This window comes from Streptomyces sp. NPDC107581 (assembly GCF_055657175.1).
On sequence record NZ_JBVKBH010000001.1, the window covers coordinates 828,855 to 845,025 of the forward strand.

Consider the following 16,171-nt stretch of genomic DNA (forward strand, 5'->3'; position numbering starts at 1 on the left):
ACAGAGCGCGCCGTGTGGCGCGTACTCTCCCTTGCCGTGGCGGACCGCATTGAGGCGGTCGTGTGCGAATCACGGAGTTGACGGGCGCGTGCCGAAGAGACTCCGGAAGGTTTCGCATTCGCATGTCCGTGTCCAGTACTGATCAGATCGTTATGTCCGAGAACGTCCAGGACGACGATCTGGTGACCGAGGTCACCGAGACCACTGACACCCCCCAGACCACCTTTGCCGACCTCGGCCTCCCCGAGGGCATCGTGCGCAAGCTCGCACAGAACGGCGTGACCACCCCCTTCCCGATCCAGGCCGCGACCATCCCGGACGCCCTGACCGGCAAGGACATCCTCGGCCGTGGCCGCACCGGCTCCGGCAAGACCCTCTCCTTCGGTCTGCCGACCCTGGCCACGCTGGCCGGCGGCCGCACCCAGAAGCACAAGCCCCGCGCCGTCATCCTCACCCCGACCCGTGAGCTGGCCATGCAGGTCGCGGACGCCCTCCAGCCGTACGGCGACGTCCTCGGCCTGAAGATGAAGGTCGTCTGCGGCGGTACGTCCATGGGCAACCAGATCTACGCCCTGGAGCGCGGTGTCGACATCCTCGTCGCCACCCCGGGCCGGCTGCGCGACATCATCAACCGCGGCGCCTGCTCCCTGGAGGACGTGCAGATCACCGTCCTGGACGAGGCCGACCAGATGTCGGACCTGGGCTTCCTGCCCGAGGTCACCGAGCTGCTCGACCAGGTCCCGGCCGGCGGCCAGCGGATGCTGTTCTCCGCGACCATGGAGAACGAGATCCAGACCCTCGTCGACCGCTACCTGAACGAGCCCGTCTCTCACGAGGTGGACGCGGCCCAGGGCGCGGTGACGACCATGTCGCACCACATCCTCATCGTGAAGCCCAAGGACAAGGCGCCGGTCACGGCCGCGATCGCCTCCCGCAAGGGCCGCACGATCATCTTCGTCCGCACCCAGCTGGGCGCCGACCGCGTCGCCGAGCAGCTGCGCGAGGCGGGCGCGAAGGCCGACGCGCTGCACGGCGGCATGACCCAGGGCGCCCGCACCCGCACGCTGGCCGACTTCAAGGACGGTTACGTCAACGTCCTCGTCGCGACCGACGTCGCCGCGCGCGGCATCCACGTCGACGGCATCGACCTGGTGCTGAACGTGGACCCGGCGGGCGACCACAAGGACTACCTGCACCGCGCCGGCCGCACGGCCCGCGCCGGCCGCACCGGTACCGTCGTCTCCCTCTCGCTGCCGCATCAGCGCCGCCAGATCTTCCGCCTGATGGAGGACGCCGGCGTCGACGCCGCGCGCCACATCATCCAGGGGGCCGGCGCCTTCGACCCGGAGGTCGCCGAGATCACCGGCGCCCGTTCCATGACCGAGGTGCAGGCCGAGTCCGCGGGCAACGCCGCGCAGCAGGCCGAGCGCGAGGTCGCCCAGCTCACCAAGCAGCTGGAGCGCGCCCAGCGCCGTGCGACCGAGCTGCGCGAGGACGCCGACCGACTGGTCGCCCGGGTCGCCCGCGAGCGCGGCGAGGACCCGGAGACGGCGGTGGCCGACGCCCAGGCGGCCGCGGCGGAGGCCGCGGTCGAGACCTCCGTGACGGAGGAGCCGGCCGCGCGCGAGACCGAGCGCGAGGAGCGTCCGGCGGCTTCGGCGTCGTACGACCGCCGGGAGCGGCGCGGCTTCGACCGGGACCGTGGCGAGCGGGGCTTCGAGCGCCGCGAGGACCGCGGTGACCGTGGTGGCCGTGGTTTCGAGCGTCGTGACGACCGCGGTGACCGTGGTGGCCGTGGTTTCGAGCGTCGTGACGACCGGGGCGACCGTGGTGGCCGTGGTTTCGAGCGTCGTGACGACCGCCGTCCCTTCGACCGCGACCGCGACCGTGGTTTCGAGCGCCGTGACGACCGCGGTGACCGCGGCGGCCGTACCTTCGAGCGCCGCGACGACCGGGGCGACCGTGGTTTCGAGCGCCGTGACGACCGCGGTGACCGTGGTGGCCGTGGTTTCGAGCGCCGTGACGACCGCCGTCCCTTCGACCGCGACCGCGACCGTGGTGGCCGTGGCTTCGAGCGCCGTGACGACCGTGGCGGCTTCCGCCGCGACGAGCGCGGTGGGCACCGGGGCAGCGACCGTCCGTTCAACCGCGAGCGCCGCGACGACCGCCCGGGCTTCCGCTCGGCCGGTCACGACCGCCCCAACGGCCGTCGTGACGACCACCGCGGCACCGGCTCCTTCGGCCGCCGCGACGACAAGCCGCGCTGGAAGCGCAACGGCTGACGGAGCCTCAGGCAACCGGCCGAGACGGCCTGGGAGACCGGCGACCGAGGCTGGGACGACCGGCTCAGGCAGCCCGGGACCGGCGGCTGAGGCCGTGACCACCGGCTGAGGCCGTGACCAGCGGCTGAGGCCGAGTGACCCGACAAGGGCCCGTACGACTTCGTTCGTACGGGCCCTTTGCCGTGTGCCGGCGATGCCACCGTCGCCGGGTGACGCATGTACCTTCCCCGCGAGGGAATTGCTGGGGACATGACAGATGATGCGAGAACGGCCGGGCTGTCGGACGAGGAACGGCTCGCCCAGCTCGGTTACACCCGGGTCCTCGCCCGCCGGATGTCGGCGTTCTCGAACTACGCCGTCTCCTTCACGATCATCTCGGTCCTGTCCGGCTGTCTGACCCTCTACCTCTTCGGCATGGTCACCGGCGGCCCGGCGGTGATCACCTGGGGCTGGGTGGCGGTCGGCCTGATGACGCTGTTCGTGGGGCTCTCCATGGCCGAGATCTGCTCCGCCTATCCGACCTCGGCAGGCCTGTACTTCTGGGCCCACCGGCTGGCCCCGCCCCGCTCGGCGGCGGCCTGGGCGTGGTTCACGGGCTGGTTCAACGTGCTGGGCCAGGTGGCGGTGACGGCGGGCATCGACTTCGGCGCGGCCTCCTTCTTCGGCGCCTACCTGAACCTCCAGTTCGGCTTCGAGGTGACCCCCGGCCGCACGGTCCTCCTCTTCGCCGCCATCCTCCTGCTCCACGGCCTGCTGAACACCTTCGGCGTCCGGATCGTCGCGTTCCTCAACAGCGTGAGCGTGTGGTGGCACGTGCTGGGCGTCGCGGTGATCGTCGGCGCGCTGGCCTTCGTACCCGACCACCACCGGTCGACGTCCTTCGTGTTCACCAGGTTCGTCAACGGGACGGGCTGGGGGAGCGGGCCGTACGTGGTGCTGCTGGGCCTCCTGATGGCGCAGTACACCTTCACCGGTTACGACGCCTCGGCCCATATGACGGAGGAGACCCACGACGCCTCCACGGCGGGCCCGAAGGGCATCGTCCGCTCCATCTGGACCTCCTGGACAGCGGGTTTCGTCCTGCTGCTGGGCTTCACGTACGCGATCCAGTCGTACGAGAAGGAACTGGCCTCCCCGACCGGCGCACCCCCCGCCCAGATCCTCCTGGACGCCCTCGGCGCGACGACCGGCAAGCTGCTCCTGCTGGTGGTGATCGGCGCCCAGCTCTTCTGCGGGATGGCCTCCGTGACCGCCAACAGCCGCATGATCTACGCCTTTTCCCGCGACGGCGCGCTGCCCTTCTCCCGCGTCTGGCACACCGTCAGCCCACGCACCCGCACCCCCGTGGCAGCGGTCTGGCTGGCCGCCCTCGCCGCCCTCGTCCTGGGCCTCCCCTACCTCATCAACTCCACGGCCTACGCGGCGGTGACGTCGATCGCGGTGATCGGCCTCTACATCGCCTACGTCATCCCGACCTTCCTGCGGGTCCGCAAGGGCGCCGCCTTCGAACGCGGGCCGTGGCATCTGGGCCGCTGGTCGGGGATCGTCGGCATCGTCGCCGTGACCTGGGTGGTCGTGATCACGGTCCTCTTCATGCTCCCCCAGGTGTCGCCGGTCACCTGGAAGACCTTCAACTACGCGCCGGTCGCCGTCCTGGTCGTGCTCGGGTTCGCGGCCACCTGGTGGCTGGCCTCGGCCCGCCACTGGTTCCTCGATCCGGCCCGCGTCCGGGCTCCCGAGCCGGTCGAAAAGTGACCACACCCACCCGCTCCGCCCACCCGACGCGGCCGAGTCGGCAATACCCGATCGGAGACTCGGCCGCGTCCGGCTATGCTCGGACAGGCAACATCGCCTGGGCCCTTAGCTCAATTGGCAGAGCAGTGGACTTTTAATCCATTGGTTGTGGGTTCGAGTCCCACAGGGCCTACAGGTGCAGGGGAGGGGAAAACCCCTCTGACCTGCTGCGCGGCGCCCGGGTCGGCTTCGGCTGACCCGGGCGCCGACTCGTTTTCGGGGACCTGCGGCGAGGTCAGGTCCGTGTCGGTCAGGCGCGGGTGGTGCTGGGCAGGGGGACCTCGGGGTCGTCCGGGCGGGCCACGCACCACGCAGTGCCGTCGAGTGTGATCGTGGGGCTGCCGTCGTGCCGGGGCGAGGCCGGGGCGAGCCGGACGCTCATCCATGTGTGCGGCGCCGGGACGGGCAGGCCGAGGCCGGCGGCCCACTCGACATGGCGGGGAAGAGTGCCGTTCAGAATCAGGACGCCCCGACGGGCGAGCCTGCGCCGTGCCTCCCGTGCCCGCTTGGCACTGTCGGCCTGCCTGGTGACGGCGGAGAGATCCGCCCCTGTGATCCGAGTGAGCTGGGCCCGCAGGAACAGCTCCTCGGCGCGGGCCTGTCCCGAGGACTTGGCGAAGACCGCGCGCAGCACGTCGGGAGAGAGCCGGCGCAGGGCGTGTTCGGGCAGCGGGAGGTCGCGGTGGATCCATGTGATCGCACGGCGGCCCTCCGCGCTCAGCCCGCGCTTCCCGTCGCGGTTGGATCCCGTGCGCATCAGTTCGGGCTCCACCCGCAGCAGGCCGATGCTCCACCGGCCGTCGGCGTCATCGGCGCCCACGACCAGGCACAACTCACCCTGAAGCTCCGGCGGGAACATCCAGTTGTGCCTGCCCAGCGAGAACCTCACGTCCAGGTCGTGTCCCGCCACCGTGAAGTCCAGGTGCACTCCACCGGCCAGGCCCAACTCGCTCTGCATCCGTTGCTGCACGGTGGTGCCGAAGACCGTCCGCTCGGACCGGGTGAGTTCGGACCACAGGTAACGGCCGGTGTGCACCGGGTCGAGCAGATGCCGGCCCGCGCTGTCGATCACGGAGCCCATGCGGCTGCCGTCCGGGTCCAGCCGCACCATCTGCGCGAGCACCTCGTCCCGTGCGGAGTCCGGCCGTCGTGTCAGGGGACGCCCACGCCCCCGCTCCGCCGACAAGGACACAGCTCCCTGCCGCGACTCCGGCTCGATCGGCGGGGCGCCGGCGTCCGGCGCGGTCCTGCCGTCCGCGCGCTCGGCGCCGGGCGGGGCAGTGCGGTCGACGGGATCGGTACGAGTCGTCGGCCATTCCAGAGGACCGCGGACAGGGGCAGGGCCCGCGAACCCCGTTGGGCCTGCCGGGTCCGTGACGCGCGTGCCGAGCGGCTCGTCCGCCGTGGCCGGACGGTGGTGTGCCACGTCCGAGGCGCGAACGTCCGAGGCGCGAACGTCCGAGGCGCGAACGTCCGAGGCTCGGTCGCTCCGGTCGGTCGTGCTCCGCCCGGTCCCGGCGTACATGATGCGGGTCGGCGGATCGTCCGGTCCGGCACCGGAGGGGGCGGAAGGGCCGGCGGGGACGGAGGCCGCCGCGCCCCCGGCCGCTTCCCGTCCCAGGGTTGCGAACATCAGCAGCGCGGTCACCAACGCCCGTGAGCGTGCGGCTTCCCGCTCGGCCTCGGTGGCGGTCTGGAGCGCGGCGGTGAGCTGGGCCCGGACGTCGATCAACTCCCGCTGGACCCGTACCAGCTCGGCGGTCGGACCGCTGTCGCCCGACGCCGCCACGGGGGGCGACGGCACCGGCTCGGCATCCGTCGACCAGGCTTGGTGCAACAGAGAGACGGCCTGTTCCCTGAGCGCGTCGGCACGCTGCTCCTCGGCGACGCAGACCCCGATGACGGCCTCGACGAGACGACGTTCACTCTTCAGTCCGACACCGCGAAGCTTGCGGTAGAACGTCGACCGGCCCGGCAGCGGACCCTTCAGCCGGCCGCTGTTCTTGAGCAGTTCGTGCACATCCTCGACAGAGAGCTGTGCCTGGGTGCGTACCCCCTGCAGGAGCAGCACCAGCGCGTCCAGGGACTCGGAGCCCGTCGACGGAGGTGCGGCGGGCCGGCCGCGACCTCGGGATGTGGACGCCATGCCCCTCTCATTTCTCTCAAGAAGGGGACGATTTTCTCCGATAGAAAGGAGAAAAGCTAGTGCGGAAGACGCCAGAAAGGAAACCTGATCACTTAGCCCGAACCGAGAGGACTCCCGTGCCCATGCGCCCCACTTCGCTCCGTCGCTCGCCCGCCCTGGACCTGGTTGCCTTCGTCATGGTGCTCGCGACCGGCGTCACGCTCGTGGCCCTCGGGCTGTCGCCAGAGTCTCTGGCCGCAGTGACCATCTCGCTGACGGGTCTGTACTCGGCATGGCGCGCCGGCCGGCCGCCGGTCGCTCCGCTCGCCGAGTCGGATGTGCGCCAGGAGATGCCCCGGTCCGTCGAGAGAGGGGCGGAGGAGCGGCCGGACAGGTAGTCGCCGGGCAGGGGGGAGAGAGGCGGCGGTGCTCTCGGTGTCGCCGGGTACGGCGGGCCGGGATCCGGCCGGTCGCTTCGGCGTCACGCACGTCACTCTCGGCCCTGCGCCGTCCCGGTACCTGCGCCGTCCCGGTACCTGCACCGTCCCGGCCCCTGAGCCGTCCCTGGCCCTGCGCCGTCCTGGCTCCCGCGCCGTCCCTGGCCCTGCGCCGTCCCGGCCCCCCGCGCTGTCCCGGCCCCGCGCTGTCCCGGCCCCCGCGCCGTCCCGTTCCCCGCGGGTCCGACGTCAGCCCGCGTTCAGTTCGGTCAACTCCGCGAGCGGCAGCGTGTGCTGGGTCTGCAGGACCTTCGCGCGGAGGTAACGGACGTTGTGCGCCGTGGTGAAGACGCCGGTCGGCACCCGGTCGCGGACGACCACCCCGAGCGAGCGCAACTGCTCGGCCTTGTCGGGGTTGTTGGACAGCAGGTCCAGCTCGCCGATGCCGAGGGCCCGCAGCATCTGTGCGGCTGCCGTGTAGTCGCGGGCGTCCTCCGGGAGGCCGAGCGCGGCGTTCGCCTCGTAGGTGTCGAGGCCCTGGTCCTGGAGGGCGTAGGCGTCGAGCTTGTTGTACAGGCCGATGCCGCGCCCTTCCTGACGCAGGTAGAGCAGGACGCCCCCGCGGTCGGCGATGCGCTCGACCGCCTCGCGCAGCTGGGGACCGCAGTCGCAGCGTGCCGAGCCGAAGACGTCCCCGGTCAGGCACTCGGAGTGCAGGCGCACCAGGGGTGTGGGGCCGGGGTCGCCGAGGACGACGGCGATGTGCTCCTGGCCGTCGGCGAGGCCGTGGAAGGTGACGAGTTCGGCGTCGACGCGGTAGCCGTCGGCGAAGCGCAGCGGTACCCGGACGCGGGCGCGCTGCGTGGCGGCGGGGGTGTCGGGCATGCGGGTCCCTCCGGGACGGTTGCTTCAGATTTGAAACAGTGGATCGCGAGCGACCCTACCCCATGCTTAAAAGTTAAAGCAACGGGTTTCCCGTGTGACCCCGTGTGACCCCGTGCGCCTCGGGAGCTCTCCGTAGGGACTGTGCCGCAGAGGCTGTCGGCCCGGCCGGGACCGCGCCTCAGGGGTTCTCGGCCCGGGACTGTGCCGCAGAGGCTGTGGACCCGGGGCTGCGCCACAGAGGCTGTGCCGGCCCGGGGCTGTGCCTCAGGGGTTCTCGGGCCGGGACGACGAACAGGACGAACGGCGTCGCCAGGGGACGTCGCCCGCCCCGGCCTCGGCGCCGTCCCCCTGCAGCCCGTGGGTGATCCCCGTGCAGATCTCCTCCAGCTGCCGCACCTGCTCCGGCGTGAGCCGGTCGAAGAGGGTCGCGCGGACCGTCTCCACGTGCCCGGGTGCCGTGCGCTCCAGCACGGCCGTCCCCGCGTCGGTCAGCACCGCGAGGCTGCTGCGCTTGTCCCAGGGGCAGTTCTCGCGCCGGACCATCCCGTCCCTCTCCAGCCTGGTCACCGCGTACGTCAGCCTGCTGCGGGTGATCTTCAGCTTCTCGGCGAGGTCGGTCATGCGCAGCCGCCGGTCGGGCGCCTCGGAGAGGTTGGCCAGCACGGAGTAGAACAGGTGGGGCATGCCGGCCTCCTGCTGGAGCTGCCGGTCGATCGCGTCCTCCAGGAGCTGGGAGGCGGCGATGTAGGCGCGCCAGGCGCGCTGCTCCTCGGGGGTGAGCCAGCGGGTCGTCATGCCGCCAGTGTAAGTTTGTTTCAAACTTGAACCAAGACCGACAGTCCTCCGCCTTCGCCAGGGAGACCGCGCCGATGCCGTACCCGTACGTCCTGCTGTCCGCCGCCGTCTCCCTCGACGGCTACCTGGACGACACCGGTCCCGAACGGCTCCTGCTGTCCAGCCCGGCCGACTTCGACCGGGTCGACGAGGTGCGGGCCTCGGTCGACGCCATCCTGATCGGCGCCGGCACCATCCGCGCCGACAACCCGCGCCTGCTGGTGAACTCCCCCGAGCGCCGCGCGGCCCGGGTGGCCGACGGCAGGGCCGCGTACCCGCTGAAGGTCACCGTCACCGCCACCGGCGACCTCGACCCGGCCGCGAACTTCTGGCACACGGGCGGCGAGAAGCTCGTGTACACGACCGACCGGGGCGCCGAGCGGGCCTCCCGCGCCCTCGGCCGGACCGCCGAGGTGGTCTCCCTCGGCCCCGCCCTCGACTGGCGCGCGCTGCTGGAGCACCTGCACGACGTGCGCGGCGTGCGGCGCCTGATGGTCGAGGGCGGCGGAACCGTCCACACCCAGCTGCTCCACCAGGGCCTCGCCGACGAACTCCAGCTGGTCCTCGCCCCGCTGTTCGTCGGCGACCCGGCGGCACCGCGCCTGTTCGGCCCGGGGGCGTACCAGGGCGGCCGGCTCCGGCTCACCGGGACCCGCCGCATCGAGGACGTCGTCCTCATGCACTACGAGCCCACCGCCCCCGGCACCGGCCCCCTGCCCGTCGCCGCCGACCGCCACTGGCTGCGCACCGCCTGCGACCTGGCCGCCCTGTGCCCGCCCTCCGGGACGGCCTTCAGCGTCGGCGCGGTGGTGGTCGCCGCCGACGGCACCGAGCTGGCGCGCGGCCACTCGCGCGAGGGCGGCGACCCCGTGGTCCACGCGGAGGAGGCGGCCCTCGCCAAGCTCGACCCCGCGGACCCGCGCCTGGCCGGCGCCACGGTCTACAGCAGCCTCGAACCCTGCTCCCGCCGCGCCTCCCGCCCCGCACCCTGCGCCGAGCTGATCCTGCGGGCGGGGGTGCGCCGGGTGGTCACGGCCTGGCGGGAGCCGGACACGTTCGTGACGGCGGCCGACGGGACCGGGGTGCTGACGAGTGCGGGCGTGGAGGTCGTACTGCTGCCGGAGCAGGAGGGACGGGCCAAGGCGCCGAACGCGCATTTGCTGTCCTGAGCGCGGCGGATGCCGTCCTGGGCGCGGCGAACGGGCCGGGGCGCCGAAGGCGTATGTGCTGCCCTGGGCGGCGCCGCGGATCAACCCGTGTGCTCGGCACCCTGAACATGGAGTACAGTAGAGACACAACGACGCGGGGTGGAGCAGCTCGGTAGCTCGCTGGGCTCATAACCCAGAGGTCGCAGGTTCAAATCCTGTCCCCGCTACTGAAGGCTCAGGGCCGGAATCCAGCAATGGATTCCGGCCCTGAGTGTTTTCCCGAGCTTTCCGGTGTGGCCCCGTGTTTCCCCCGGCCGTTCCCGCAGCGCGGCCTTCCCGGATTACCAAGTGGTGTACATCACAGTCGGTCATCCGCTCGGTCCACAGCAGTCGCCCGCCGTTTTTCCTCCCGCCACGCTGGGCGTACGTCAAGAACACGGGAGACGAGCAGTGCGCCCTGGTGAGGTGGAGGAGGAGAGCCCGTATGCCAGGGCAGGCGGCAGGCTCCCCGGAGACCCCGTCCCGGACCCCGGTCCGGGCGGACGTCCCGCGCCCCGCCCGCCGGCACGGCGCCGCGGCCGCCGCCCGACCCCGCGCACCCTGGCCCGCGCCCTGCCCGCACTGCTGATCGGCGGCGGGATCCTGTACGACTTCCTCACCCCGCGCGCCTTCACCGCAGTCCCCTTCTTCACCGCCGCCCCGCTGATCGCCGCGCCGCTGTCCTCGCTGCGCACCACGGTGCTCACGGGCCTCGCCGCCCTGGCCGCCACCGTCGCCGTACACGCCCGGTACGGCCTGCACCCGGACGCGAGCACCTTCACCGAGGTGTTCACGGTGGCCACGGTCGCCGTGCTGGCCGCCGCCATCAACCAGGTCGTGCGCCTGGGCGACCAGCGGCTGGCCTCCGCCCGGGAGATCGCCGAGGCCGCCCAGCGGGCCGTGCTGCCCGAACCTGCCGCCCGCATCGCCGGCTTCGACATCGCGGCCCGCTACGAGGCCGCCCAGCAGGACGCCTTCATCGGCGGCGACCTGTACGCGGTGCAGGACAGCCCCTACGGCGTACGGCTGGTCGTCGGGGACGTGCGCGGCAAGGGCATCGGGGCGGTCGCCGCCGTCGCCGTGGTGATCGGGGCGTTCCGGGAGGCCGCCGAGCAGGAGGCCACGCTGGAGGCGGTGGCCGAGCGGCTGGAGCGGGCCCTGGCCCGTGAGGGCACGCGGCGGGAGGGGCTCGACGCCTTCGAGGGCTTCACGACCGCCGTCCTCGCCGAACTCCCGCACGGCGAAGGGGTCGTACGGATCGTCAACCGCGGCCATCCGCCGCCGCTCCTGCTGCACGACGACGGCACCCTGCGCGTCCTGGACGGGTATGAGCCCGCGCTGCCGCTCGGCATGAGCGACCTGGGCCGGTGGCCCGACCGTGCGATCGAGTACGGCTTCCCGGAGGGCGCCGTCCTGCTGCTCCACACCGACGGTCTGTCCGAGGCCCGCGACGCCCACGGCCGCTTCTACGATCCCGCCCGGCGGCTCGCCGGGCGCCGCTGCCTCGACCCGGGTGCCCTGCTGGGGCGGCTGGCCGTGGAGGTGCGCCGGCACTCCGGGGGCGGGATGACGGACGACATGGCGCTGCTGGCCGTACGAAGGCCCTGAGCGCAGTCACCGACGGTGAGCGGACGGAAGCCCTCCGCATAACATCTGAGTCACCATCAAAACGTCTGTCACTCCTGAACATCGGTCAACTAGTCCGTTTTCCACCGGTCGTAGCCCGTACGTCCTGGTCGAAGAACGTTAATGATCAAGCCGAACGGCTTGGAATCTCACAGGTGGGTCTATTAACGTTCGATAACGCAGCGCGGTCGTCCCAGCCGTCACCCGAGACGGCTCCGTGCGCACGCGCCGAATCCTGCAAGGGAACCGGGGAACCACCACCTTGGGGTGAATCACGCGGATGCCGTCGTGAACTGCTTGAGTCCACGACCGGTATACGCGCGTAGGAGACCTTCCTGCTCCGAACCCGTCAGCTAACCCGGTAGGCGGAGGAAGGAAAGGAGTACGCCCGCGTGGCGTCCAACCGGCCTGCCCCAGAAGCCCCGTTCGTCCCGGCTCAGCGCGAGACCGAGTCCTTCGGCTACGGCGACCACCGCACCGAAGAGGGCCCCTGGGAGGAGTGGAATCCCACCGAGGACTCCATCCGCCCCGTACGCGGCCGGCACCGCGTCGCCAAGCAGCGCGGCGGCGGACTCGCCCGCAGCTCCACCGTGCTCGGCGTCGGCGTCATAGCCGCCGTCGGCGCGGGCGGCATGGCCAGCGCCCACACCGGCAAGCCGCCGGTGTCCCTCTCCATGCCCGACCTGCCCTCCGTCGGCTCGCTGTTCGACGACTCCTCCGCCTCCGACGCACACAAGGCCACCACGGCCTCGCTCAGCCACGTCGGCACGGCCTCCGCCGACAGCGACGAGGACGGCAACGCGGGCGAGGCCCTGCGCAACCGGATCATGGCGCAGGCCGAGCAGCAGCAGAGCAAGGCCGACAGCAAGGCCACCGCGGCCGTCCTCGCCGCCGCCGAGAAGCAGACCGCCGACGCGGCCGCCAAGGCGGAGAAGGCAGCCGCCGCCAAGGCCGCCGACGCCAAGGAGAAGGCGCAGGCCGACGCCAAGAAGAAGGCCGAGGAGGAGCGCCTGGCCGAGCTGGCCAAGCAGTACACCCTGCCGGTCGTCTCGTACACGATCACCGGCACCTTCGGCCAGCCCGGCTCGATGTGGTCCTCCGGCTACCACACCGGCCTGGACTTCGCCGCACCCACGGGCACCCTCATCAAGGCCATCCACGGCGGCACCATCACCGAGGCGGGCTGGGCCGGCGCCTACGGCTACCGCACCATCCTCACCCTGGACGACGGCACCGAGCTGTGGTTCTGCCACCAGTCCTCGATCAACGTCAAGGTCGGCCAGAAGGTCGGCACCGGCGATGTGATCGGCCGCGTCGGCGCCACCGGCAACGTCACCGGCCCGCACGTCCACCTGGAGGTCCACCCGGGCGGCCAGCCCACCGGCATCGACCCGATGGCGTGGCTGCACGGCAAGGGCCTCACCCCCTGACCGACGGCGCCCCGCGCCCCACCGTCCCCTCATCCGGTCCCCGGCAGCCCTGACGTCAAGGCTGCCGGTCGCGCGCCCACACGTCGTCCGCAGCGACCGCTCACACGCCGTTCGCAGCGATCGCTCACACGTCGTCCGCAGCGATCGCTCACACGTCGTCCGCAGTGACCGCTCATACATCGTTCGCGGCAGTCGAGGAATGTGCGGGGCGGACGTGATCGTTGATCGGGGCATGACCCGCTCCCATGCCTCTCTGCGCCCACTGGGCTCCTCCGACCTCCAGGTCTTCCCGCTGGCCCTCGGCGGCAACGTCTTCGGCTGGACCGCGGACGAGGAGGCCTCCTTCGCCGTCCTCGACGCCTACACCGCCGCCGGCGGCAACTTCATCGACACCGCCGACACCTACTCGGCGTGGGCCGAGGGCAACAAGGGCGGCGAGTCCGAGACGATCATCGGCAAGTGGATCAAGGCCCGCGGCAACCGCTCCGACGTCGTCGTCGCCACCAAGGTCAGCCAGCACCCGGAGTACCGGGGCCTGTCCGCGGCGAACATCAAGGCCGCCGCCGACGCCTCCCTGCGCCGCCTGGGCACCGACCACATCGACCTCTACTACACCCACTACGACAAGCCCGAGGTCCCGGTCGAGGAGATCATCGGAGCCCTCGACGAGCTGGTGAAGGCGGGCAAGGTCCGGCACATCGCCGCCTCCAACATCACCCCCGAGCGGCTCCAGGCCTCCCTGGACTTCTCCGAGCGCGAGGGCCTGGCCCGGTACGTCGCCCTCCAGCCGCACTACAACCTGGTCTCCCGCGAGACCTACGAGGGCCCGCTCCAGGACCTCGCCGCCCGAGAGGGCCTCGCGGCCGTCCCCTACTACGCCCTCGCCTCCGGCTTCCTCACCGGCAAGTACCGCCCCGGTGCGACGGTCGACAGCGCCCGCGCCGGCTCGGCCGCCAGGCACCTCGGATCCGAACGAGGCCGGCGGGTCCTCGCGGTGCTGGACGAGATCGCCGCCGCCCACGGGGCCCCCGTGGCCACGGTCGCCCTCGCCTGGCTGGCCGCCCGGCCCACGGTGGCGGCACCGATCGCCTCGGCACGGACACCGGAACAGCTTCCGGCCCTGCTGGGCGTGGCCGAGCTGCGGCTGACCGAGGAAGAAGAGAAGAGGCTGACCGAGGCATCGGCCTGACCGCAGCCCCCTCAGCACGGGTGCGGGCCCGCCCCGCTCCTCACCGCCCCCGGTCGCTTGCGGCAGCCGCTGGTCCAGCCCGCTGGTCCAGCCGCAACGGCGATCGGCCACCGCGGAGCGTTCCGGCGGTGCCGTGCTGGCTGTCCGTAGCCGATCCGGTTACGACCGATACGGGTTGTACGCGGGATGGGGCGCCGCCGGACAGCCGTACCAGTAGGCCGCCGGTGCCCCGTACGGCGGCTGGGCCGGCGCGGTGGCCCGTGCCGCGTGATCGAGCGCCGGCCGGGCCACCTCCCGGCGCCTCCACAGCTCGCCGAGCAGTTCCCGTTCCCGTACGGCGAAGTCGGCTCCGGCCCGCCCGCGCCGCGCCCGCTGCCGCAGGAACGCCAGCGAGGTGGCGTACGCCTCGTACTGCGCCACCGTCCGCGCCGCGGGCCGCCCCCCGAAGTGCCGGCGCGCATGGTTCCGGGCCATCCGCCGCGCCCGCATCGACCCGAGCACGAACGGCTCGGCCGGCCCCAGCCACCCGGCGTACACATACGCGGGCAGCTCCTCCCGCACGGTCCGCAGCTCGCGTTGCCGGGTCCAGACCGCCAGCCAGGTCAGCAGCCCGAACGCGGGCACCATGAAGCCGCCGTAGACGGCGAAGAAGCCGTACTCGCCGAAGCTCGAGGAACCGTTCCAGAACGCGTGCGTGCCCATCGCGAGCAGCAGCCCGCCGAGCGGGATCAGCACGCGGCGGGTGTGCTGCCTCTCCGCCGAGAGCGCGGACAGGCCGAAGCCGATGCCGGTGAGCACGGTGAACAGGGGGTGCGCGAACGGCGACATCACGATGCGCACGAAGAAGGTGGCGGCGGTGACGGAGGCGATGCCGCGGTCACCGCTGAGCTGATCGGTCCCGAAGGCCGTGCCCAGATAGAGGATGTTCTCGGTGAAGGCGAACCCGGTCGCGGTGATCCCGGCTATCACGACACCGTCGACGATCCCGGTGAAGTCCCGCCGGCGGAACAGGAAGACGAGCAGCACCGCCGCGGCCTTGGCGGACTCCTCCACGACCGGCGCTATCACGGTCGCGCCGAGCGTGTCGGCACCGGCGGGGTCGGCGGTCGCCGTGGCGATCCACTTCGTCGCGAAGCTGTTGGCCACGATGGCGATCAGCGCCGCCGCGCAGGCACCCCAGGCGAACGCGAAGACCAGGTTGCGCCAGGGGCCCGGCTCGACCCGGTCCAGCCAACGGAAGGCGGCTATCAGCCATGGCACGGGCAGGACGGCCAGTCCGAGCCCGACCAGGAAACCCTCCGTGCCGGTCTGCCGGCGCACCAGCGCGAGGATCACCAGACCCGACAGCGCCAGCAGCGTGATCAGTGCTCCGTAACGCACCCACCGGCGCTGCCACCAGTGCGGATGCGCTCCGCGTCCGGGGCCGGGGCCGGGGGAAAAGGTCGGGTACGGAGGGCTGGTGGCCAAGGCATCGACCTCTGGTCGCTACTGGTCGCTACTGCTCGCTACTGGTCCTGTGGTCCTGATGCGGTACGCGGCGAAAGAGCAGATCGTTCACCACATGTCCCTTGTCCAGTCCCTGTCCCTCGAAACGGGTCAGCGGCCGGAACTCGGGACGCGGCGCGAAACCGCCGTCGGCCTGGGTGTTCTCGAAGTCCGGGTGCGCGGTGAGCACCTCCAGCATCTGCTCGGCATACGGCTCCCAGTCCGTCGCGCAGTGCACGATCGCCCCCGGCTTCAGCCGGGTCGCGGCCAGTGACAGGAACTCGGGCTGGATCAGCCGCCGCTTGTGGTGCCGCTTCTTGGGCCAGGGGTCCGGGAAGTACACGCGCAGGCCGTCGAGCGAGTCGGGCCGGAGCATCTCCCTGAGCAGGATGATGGCGTCCCCGTTGCCCACCCGGATGTTGGACAGCCCGTTCTGGTGGGCGAGATTGAGCAGATTCCCTTGCCCCGGCGTGTGCACGTCGACGGCGAGGAGGTTGGTGTCCGGGTCCCCGGCGGCCATCTGCGCGGTGGCCTCGCCCATCCCGAAGCCGATCTCGAGCACGACGGGATTGCCGTTCCCGAACATCTCTTCGAGATCGATGACGTCCTGCCCGTCGATGTCCAGCCCCCACGTGGGCCACAGCCGCTGCAGCGCATCGGCCTGCCCGGCCGTCACCCGGCTCCGGCGCGGCTGAAAACTCCGGATCCGCCGTTCGAAGTGCGACCCGGCGGGATCGGCCTTGGGCCCGTCCGGGAACCGCGGCTCCCCTTTGCCCCGGGTGTGCCGAACGGACTCACCGGGGACATGCACGGACGCCGACTCGCCGGTGGCGGACGGCAGGGCTCTGGAGGCATTCAGGGAGTCAGACACAGTGACACCGATTTTACGGCGCCCTC

The 16,171-nt window shown here is 71.8% G+C and carries 12 protein-coding genes, 2 tRNA genes and 1 riboswitch; of the genes, 9 read left to right on the forward strand and 5 right to left on the reverse strand.

Annotated elements, in window-relative coordinates; genetic code table 11:
- The first annotated feature begins 122 nt into the window (after nucleotides 1-122).
- The 3 genes from ACZ7P3_RS03875 to ACZ7P3_RS03885 all read left to right on the forward strand — a co-directional run bounded on the left by ACZ7P3_RS03875 (nucleotide 123) and on the right by ACZ7P3_RS03885 (nucleotide 4,209).
- A complete protein-coding gene (locus tag ACZ7P3_RS03875; RefSeq protein WP_472078754.1) occupies nucleotides 123-2,282 on the forward strand; it encodes a DEAD/DEAH box helicase in 2,160 nt (719 codons plus the stop codon).
- Nucleotides 2,283-2,531: 249 nt separating this feature from the next.
- Nucleotides 2,532-4,037, forward strand: coding sequence for an amino acid permease (locus tag ACZ7P3_RS03880; RefSeq protein ID WP_472078755.1), 1,506 nt, complete (start codon nucleotides 2,532-2,534; stop codon nucleotides 4,035-4,037).
- A 99-nt stretch (nucleotides 4,038-4,136) separates the two neighbouring features.
- Nucleotides 4,137-4,209, forward strand: a tRNA-Lys gene (locus ACZ7P3_RS03885).
- A gap of 117 nt (nucleotides 4,210-4,326) precedes the next feature.
- Here ACZ7P3_RS03885 and ACZ7P3_RS03890 read toward each other — a convergent pair.
- Nucleotides 4,327-6,222 carry a NaeI family type II restriction endonuclease gene (locus ACZ7P3_RS03890; protein WP_472078756.1) on the reverse strand — a complete coding sequence of 632 codons (1,896 nt, stop codon included), beginning with the start codon at nucleotides 6,220-6,222 and terminating at the stop codon, nucleotides 4,327-4,329.
- 122 nt (nucleotides 6,223-6,344) lie between these two features.
- Between ACZ7P3_RS03890 and ACZ7P3_RS03895 the strand changes: the two genes are divergently transcribed.
- Nucleotides 6,345-6,599 (forward strand): hypothetical protein, encoded by a 255-nt coding sequence (locus ACZ7P3_RS03895; RefSeq protein WP_472078757.1) that lies wholly within the window; start codon nucleotides 6,345-6,347, stop codon nucleotides 6,597-6,599.
- A gap of 288 nt (nucleotides 6,600-6,887) precedes the next feature.
- Here the strand turns inward: ACZ7P3_RS03895 and ACZ7P3_RS03900 are convergent, their stop codons facing one another.
- Nucleotides 6,888-7,523 carry a GTP cyclohydrolase II gene (locus ACZ7P3_RS03900; protein WP_472078758.1) on the reverse strand — a complete coding sequence of 212 codons (636 nt, stop codon included), beginning with the start codon at nucleotides 7,521-7,523 and terminating at the stop codon, nucleotides 6,888-6,890.
- 264 nt (nucleotides 7,524-7,787) lie between these two features.
- The gene (locus ACZ7P3_RS03905; RefSeq protein WP_472078759.1) at nucleotides 7,788-8,318 is read right to left on the reverse strand and encodes a MarR family winged helix-turn-helix transcriptional regulator; all 531 of its coding nucleotides are present in this window, start codon (nucleotides 8,316-8,318) and stop codon (nucleotides 7,788-7,790) included.
- A 74-nt stretch (nucleotides 8,319-8,392) separates the two neighbouring features.
- Here ACZ7P3_RS03905 and ACZ7P3_RS03910 point away from each other — a divergent pair, with 74 nt between their 5' ends.
- From ACZ7P3_RS03910 to ACZ7P3_RS03930, 5 genes are all read left to right on the forward strand, one after another.
- Nucleotides 8,393-9,526, forward strand: coding sequence for a dihydrofolate reductase family protein (locus ACZ7P3_RS03910; protein WP_472078821.1), 1,134 nt, complete (start codon nucleotides 8,393-8,395; stop codon nucleotides 9,524-9,526).
- Between the two features lie 132 nt (nucleotides 9,527-9,658).
- A tRNA-Met gene (locus tag ACZ7P3_RS03915) sits at nucleotides 9,659-9,732 on the forward strand.
- Nucleotides 9,733-9,955: 223 nt separating this feature from the next.
- Nucleotides 9,956-11,152: a PP2C family protein-serine/threonine phosphatase gene (locus ACZ7P3_RS03920; protein WP_472078761.1), complete on the forward strand. Its 1,197-nt coding sequence runs from the start codon at nucleotides 9,956-9,958 to the stop codon at nucleotides 11,150-11,152.
- 234 nt (nucleotides 11,153-11,386) lie between these two features.
- Nucleotides 11,387-11,553, forward strand: a riboswitch (cyclic di-AMP (ydaO/yuaA leader).
- Nucleotides 11,554-11,562: 9 nt separating this feature from the next.
- Complete coding sequence (locus tag ACZ7P3_RS03925; RefSeq protein ID WP_472078762.1) at nucleotides 11,563-12,600, forward strand: M23 family metallopeptidase; 1,038 nt, start codon at nucleotides 11,563-11,565, stop codon at nucleotides 12,598-12,600.
- A gap of 232 nt (nucleotides 12,601-12,832) precedes the next feature.
- Complete coding sequence (locus ACZ7P3_RS03930) at nucleotides 12,833-13,789, forward strand: aldo/keto reductase (protein WP_472078763.1); 957 nt, start codon at nucleotides 12,833-12,835, stop codon at nucleotides 13,787-13,789.
- Nucleotides 13,790-13,948: 159 nt separating this feature from the next.
- On the opposite strand, the gene ACZ7P3_RS03935 is transcribed toward ACZ7P3_RS03930, so the two are convergent.
- Both ACZ7P3_RS03935 and trmB read right to left on the reverse strand, forming a co-directional pair.
- Nucleotides 13,949-15,256: a PrsW family intramembrane metalloprotease gene (locus tag ACZ7P3_RS03935; RefSeq protein WP_472078764.1), complete on the reverse strand. Its 1,308-nt coding sequence runs from the start codon at nucleotides 15,254-15,256 to the stop codon at nucleotides 13,949-13,951.
- A 28-nt stretch (nucleotides 15,257-15,284) separates the two neighbouring features.
- Nucleotides 15,285-16,145, reverse strand: a complete 861-nt coding sequence (gene trmB / locus ACZ7P3_RS03940; RefSeq protein WP_472078765.1) for a tRNA (guanosine(46)-N7)-methyltransferase TrmB — start codon at nucleotides 16,143-16,145, stop codon at nucleotides 15,285-15,287.
- Nucleotides 16,146-16,171: the final 26 nt, after the last annotated feature.

Coding starts and splice junctions, on each gene's coding strand:
- ACZ7P3_RS03930 (WP_472078763.1), top strand. CDS start 12,833: ATGACCCGCTCCCATGCCTCTCTGCGCCCACTGGGCTCCTCCGACCTC.
- ACZ7P3_RS03910 (WP_472078821.1), top strand. CDS start 8,393: ATGCCGTACCCGTACGTCCTGCTGTCCGCCGCCGTCTCCCTCGACGGC.
- ACZ7P3_RS03900 (WP_472078758.1), bottom strand. CDS start 7,523: ATGCCCGACACCCCCGCCGCCACGCAGCGCGCCCGCGTCCGGGTACCG.
- ACZ7P3_RS03905 (WP_472078759.1), bottom strand. CDS start 8,318: ATGACGACCCGCTGGCTCACCCCCGAGGAGCAGCGCGCCTGGCGCGCC.
- ACZ7P3_RS03880 (WP_472078755.1), top strand. CDS start 2,532: ATGACAGATGATGCGAGAACGGCCGGGCTGTCGGACGAGGAACGGCTC.
- ACZ7P3_RS03875 (WP_472078754.1), top strand. CDS start 123: ATGTCCGTGTCCAGTACTGATCAGATCGTTATGTCCGAGAACGTCCAG.
- ACZ7P3_RS03895 (WP_472078757.1), top strand. CDS start 6,345: ATGCGCCCCACTTCGCTCCGTCGCTCGCCCGCCCTGGACCTGGTTGCC.
- ACZ7P3_RS03890 (WP_472078756.1), bottom strand. CDS start 6,222: ATGGCGTCCACATCCCGAGGTCGCGGCCGGCCCGCCGCACCTCCGTCG.